At 68.6% G+C, this 4,795-nt stretch carries 6 protein-coding genes; all 6 read left to right on the top strand.

The window, feature by feature from the left end; all coding sequences use genetic code 11:
- A partial coding sequence (locus RN901_RS09345; RefSeq protein WP_310758004.1) for a zincin-like metallopeptidase domain-containing protein occupies positions 1-1,019 on the top strand: 1,019 nt, incomplete at its 5' end.
- 90 nt (positions 1,020-1,109) lie between these two features.
- A complete protein-coding gene (locus tag RN901_RS09340; RefSeq protein ID WP_310758003.1) occupies positions 1,110-1,925 on the top strand; it encodes a hypothetical protein in 816 nt (271 codons plus the stop codon).
- Between the two features lie 18 nt (positions 1,926-1,943).
- On the top strand, positions 1,944-2,258 hold the full coding sequence (locus RN901_RS09335) for a hypothetical protein (RefSeq protein ID WP_310758002.1): 315 nt from the start codon (positions 1,944-1,946) through the stop codon (positions 2,256-2,258).
- On the top strand, positions 2,255-2,677 hold the full coding sequence (locus tag RN901_RS09330; protein ID WP_310758001.1) for a hypothetical protein: 423 nt from the start codon (positions 2,255-2,257) through the stop codon (positions 2,675-2,677). The genes RN901_RS09335 and RN901_RS09330 overlap by 4 nt, the downstream gene beginning before the upstream one ends.
- A complete protein-coding gene (locus RN901_RS09325; RefSeq protein ID WP_310758000.1) occupies positions 2,658-3,821 on the top strand; it encodes a site-specific integrase in 1,164 nt (387 codons plus the stop codon). Before RN901_RS09330 ends, RN901_RS09325 begins: the two co-directional genes overlap by 20 nt.
- Positions 3,721-4,704, top strand: coding sequence for a leucine-rich repeat domain-containing protein (locus tag RN901_RS09320; RefSeq protein WP_310757999.1), 984 nt, complete (start codon positions 3,721-3,723; stop codon positions 4,702-4,704). Before RN901_RS09325 ends, RN901_RS09320 begins: the two co-directional genes overlap by 101 nt.
- Positions 4,705-4,795 lie beyond the last annotated feature (91 nt).

The following is a 4,795-nucleotide window of genomic DNA, read 5'->3' as shown; positions in this document are numbered from 1 at the left end:
ACCACCGCAAGTTCGCCGACGCGATCATCGAGCAGATCCGGCAGGGCACCGCGCCGTGGCAGAAGCCGTGGGCGCCGGGCGAGCGCGTGATGCCCATGAACGTGGACACCGACCGCTCCTACCGGGGCGGGAACAGCCTCCATCTCGCCTCCGTCCAGCAGGAGCAGGGCTACGGCGACGTGCGCTGGGGCACCTACCGCCAGATCCAGGCGCGCGGCGGACAGGTCAGGAAGGGCGAGCGCGGCACGCGCATCCTCTCCTTCCAGGACAAGAAGCGGATCGCCGTGACCGACGAGCAGGGTCGGCCGAGGAGGGACGCCGAGGGCAAGAAGGTCTACCGCTACGAGAAGCTCAAGGCGCCGTTCGTGCGCCAGTACACGGTGTTCAACGCCGAGCAGGCCGACGGGCTGCCCGAGCGCGCCAACCCGACGCCCGAGCCGCTCTGGAAGGTGCACCAGGAGGCCGAGCGGGTCATGGAGGATGTCGGCGTCCCGGTCCGCCACGTCCAGGGCGACCGCGCCTACTACCACATGAAGCGCGACGAGATCGTGCTGCCCGAGCGCGGGCAGTTCCCGTCGGCGAACCACTACTACCAGACCGCGCTCCACGAGCTGGGCCACAGCACCGGGCACAAGGACCGGATGAACCGCGAGACCCTCATCGAGGGGATCGACGGCGGGTTTGGCTCGCCGCAGTACGCCCGCGAGGAGCTCAGGGCCGAGATCAGCGCGATGATGACCGGCGAGCGCGTCGGCGTCGGACACGACCCGAGCCGGGGCGCGGCCTACGTCGAGGGCTGGATCCAGGCGCTCGAGGAGGACCCGCGCGAGATCCGGCGCGCTGCGGCGGACGCGCAGAAGATCTCCGACTTCGTGCTCGACCGGCACCGCGAGCGCGTGGCCGCCCGCGATCCCGTCGCCGTGGCGGCGGTTCGCACGCCCGCGCAGGGACCGCAGAGGATCGTTGTCCCCGTGCCGAGGATCCCGGTTCCCGAGCGCGGCTTCGGGCCGAGCCGCTGAGCCGTGAGAGGAAGAGAGATGTTCGGCCGCGAGGCCGAACCGGACCCCCGTTCCGCCGCGCCACCCAGCCGCGCGAGCCATCGAGCTCGGATGCGGAACGGCCATCGCCGAGAATACGCCGCGGGCCGGGACGGCGGGTCCATCTCCTTCCCCGACCGCTGCGCCGGGGCGCTGACCGACATCGGCGTCCACGGCGCGGTCTCCCACCGCGACATCGCCGAGCTCCACTTCGGCGGCCATCCGTTCACCACCCGGCGCGCCGTGAACGCCTGGATCCGGGACGGTCTGGTCGAGGAACACCGGGCCACCGGACCGAAGGGCAACCCGTTCAAGATTCTCTCGCTCACCCCCAGGGGCGTGGCCGAGGCCCGGAAGCTCGCCGCCGAGCGCGGCATGGACCCCCGGCAGGAGATCCGGCTCGCCCGCGTCCGGCCCGCCGAGGCCGCACACGACACCGCCATCCACCGCGCCTGCCGGATCGAGCGGAAACGGCTCGAAGCAAGGGGCGCCACCGTGCGGCGCGTCCGCCTCGACACCGAACTCAAGAGCAGGATCGCGCGCGCCAGCGAAGGCGCGCGGAAGCGCGGCAAACGGGCCGCCGACACCGAGCGCCACCGGATCGCGCGCGAACTCGGGCTCCCCATCGACGAAGACGGCCGGGTGCTCTACCCGGACGCCCAGATCGAGTACGAGGACGCGGACGGCCGGACCGGCCGCGTCAACGTCGAGGCCGTCTCCGGCAGCTACCGCGAGGCGGCCGTCCGCGCCAAGGCCGCCGCCGGGTTCGCGATGCACGCCAACGGACCCGCGGCGGCGGGGCTTCTCCGCAGGCTGGGCCTCGGTAGCGACAGCGGCTCCTGGCTCCGTGGTCCGGCCGACCGCGATCCCGCCACAGTCGAACTCTGAAGAAGAAGGAGAACCACGATGCAGCCCTGGAAGATCAGCGCGGGACTCACCGCCGCAATCGCCGGATCCGCGTTCCTGATCGGCGGTGCCCGCCTCGAATACCTCGCGCCCCACTGGCCAAGGGTCCTCGCGGAGCACGGAGTCGCGCTCGCGCTGCACGCCGCGCTCGCCCTCACCGCCGTCGCGGCCACGATCTACGCGGTTGCCCGCACCACCGGGCTCGCCGACCTCGGGCGGCGCGTGGATCTCGCCGAACGGTCCGTCCGGCGCGGCGAGGGCGATCCCGGCCTCGCCGACGCGCTCCATCAGGATAGGCAAGGAGAATGGAAATGACCCGCAGGCGCCGAAAGAAGAACGAGCCCGCGTCCGTCGAGGGCCTGCCCGCCGACTGGCGCAAGCAGGCCAAGGCGCTCCGCCGCTACGGGGGCGAGACCCCGGCCACGGCGATCGAGCGGTGCGCCGACGACCTCGAAGCCACGATGCGCGAGCAGGACGAGACCACGTTCTCGCTCGTCGAAGCCGCTCACGAGAGCGGATACTCGAAGGACCATCTGGGCCGCCTCGTGCGGGAAGGCAAGATCCCCAACGCCGGAAGGCCCAACGCGCCCAGGATCTTGCGCCGGCACCTGCCCCTCAAGGCGCCGTCCGGCCCGCGACTGGCGGAGAGCGCCGCCCGCCGCGATGTTTCCAACGAGCAGATCGTGCAGTCCATCATCCGGAGAGGAATGGAAGATGGCACGCACGAAACGTGACAGGCGCTCCTACAGCGCCGGAGAATGGGGCCGCAACCGGGTCAGGGTGTTCCCAGACCCCAAGACCGGCCTCTTCCAGATAGAGTGGCGGGAAAACGGGCGCAGGCTCACCCGGTCGCTAAAGCACCGCGACTGGAGGCGCGCGAAGCGGCAGGCCGACGAGGCCGCCGCCGGGTTCGCGAAGCCGGAGCCGAACGGCAAGCAGAAGGACGCCGACCCCGGACCGCTCACGCTGGAGACGCTCTTTGACATCTACGGTGAAGAGGTGACGCCCACCAAGGGCATCCACACGCAGCGCCACGACCGGACCGCGATGAGGATGTTCCTCGGGCTCTACGGACGGAACCGCGATCCCGCGACACTCTCACAGAGGGACTGGGACCGGTTCATACTCGCGCGGCGCTCGGGAAGGATCGGACCGAGCGGAAGGCCCGTGTCGGACCGCATGATCGAATGCGACCTCAGGTTCCTGATCGCGGTCTTCAACTGGGCCGCCAAGTCCAAGGACGAACGCGGCCGCCCGCTCCTCGTGGCGAACCCGTTCAGGGGACTCAAGATCCCCACGGAGAAGAACCCCGTCCGGGTCGTTCTCTCCGAGGCCGAGTACCAGGCGCTGCTGAAGGCGTCCAAGCAGGTCAACTGGCGGTTCCGCGTCGCGCTCGTGCTCGCGCACGAAACCGGACACCGCATCGGGGCCGTCCGGCAGCTTCGCTGGTCGGACATCGACTTCGAGGGCAGGACCATCCGGTGGCGCGCCGAGCACGAGAAGACCGGATACGAGCACCGCACGCCCGTGACCGCCGAGGCGGTTGCCGTCCTCGAAATGGCGCGGCGCGAGAGCGCCAAGGGCGGACACGCCCCGGTCATGCCGTCGCCGAGGGACCCCGCAAGCTGCGTCAAAAGCTCGCTGGTCCGCGCGTGGTGGGAGAGGGCCGAAGCGCTCGCCGGACTGGAGCCCAAGCGCGGGAGAGGCTGGCACTCGCTCAGGCGAAAGTTCGCGTCCGATCTCATGCATCAGCCGCTCAAGGTGCTCTGCGAACTCGGTGGCTGGAAGTCGGCCAAGACCGTGCTGCGCTGTTATCAGCAGGCCGACGAAGCGCAACTCAGGACCGCGCTCGAAGACCGGCGCAGAGCCGCGGTCTGAGCAGACCAGCGGGAACCGAACGCCGGGAGTCCGACCCGACAATCCCGTAACCCTCACGGATCAAACCAGTTGGCAATCTCATTGCCAAAGCTGGGACAGCGGAAGCAGATCATGGATTCGACACGGTCTGGCAGGCGGGATCCCTCCCGAACTCACCAACCTTGGCAGCCTGAGGGAGCTTGATCTCGGCACCAACGATCTGACCGGTCCCGTTCCGCCCGAACTCGGTCGCTTGGAGAGCCTGGAGTCTCTCGACCTTGGCGACAACGACCTCTCCGGTGTGATCCCTCCCGAACTCACCAGCCTCGCCAACCTCCGGCAGCTTGGTCTCCGCTCCAACGACCTGACCGGCCCGATCCCGTCCGAACTCGGCGACCTGGCGAGCCTGGAATCCCTCTACCTTGGATACAACGGCCTCTCCGGTGCGATCCCGCCCGAACTCGCCGACCTCGGGAAACTCAGGCAGCTTGGTCTCGGCTCCAACAATCTGGCCGGTCCGATCCCGCCCGAACTCGGCAACCTGGCGAGCCTGGAGCACCTCGACCTGGTCGGCAACCGATTCTCCGGCCCGATCCCGCCCGAGATTGGCAACCTTGTGAGCCTGAGAGAGCTTTTTCTCTCCTCCAACAATCTGATCAGCTCGATTCCGCCCGAACTCGGTCGCCTGGCGAGCCTGCAGTTCCTCTACCTTGGATACAACGACTTCTCCGGTTCGATTCCGCCCGAACTCTCCAATCTGGGGAGCCTGGAGGTGCTGAACCTCGTCTCCAGCAGTCTGACCGGGCCGATCCCTCCCGCACTAGGCAGCCTTGGGAGCCTGTGGCAGCTTGACCTCCGGTCCAACGATCTCGCCGGCCCGATTCCGCCCGAACTAGTAGAGTAAATGATAAAGCGTGCAATATCAATGTGTTAGCGATTTTTGTCGAGCGTGTGTATCACTTCAAATATGCAGACATGAGGAAGAGCTTACGCGA

The sequence above is a fragment of the Candidatus Palauibacter soopunensis genome (assembly GCF_947581735.1).
Classification (GTDB): domain Bacteria; phylum Gemmatimonadota; class Gemmatimonadetes; order Palauibacterales; family Palauibacteraceae; genus Palauibacter; species Palauibacter soopunensis.
This window is presented reverse-complemented; position numbering and strand designations above follow the sequence as displayed.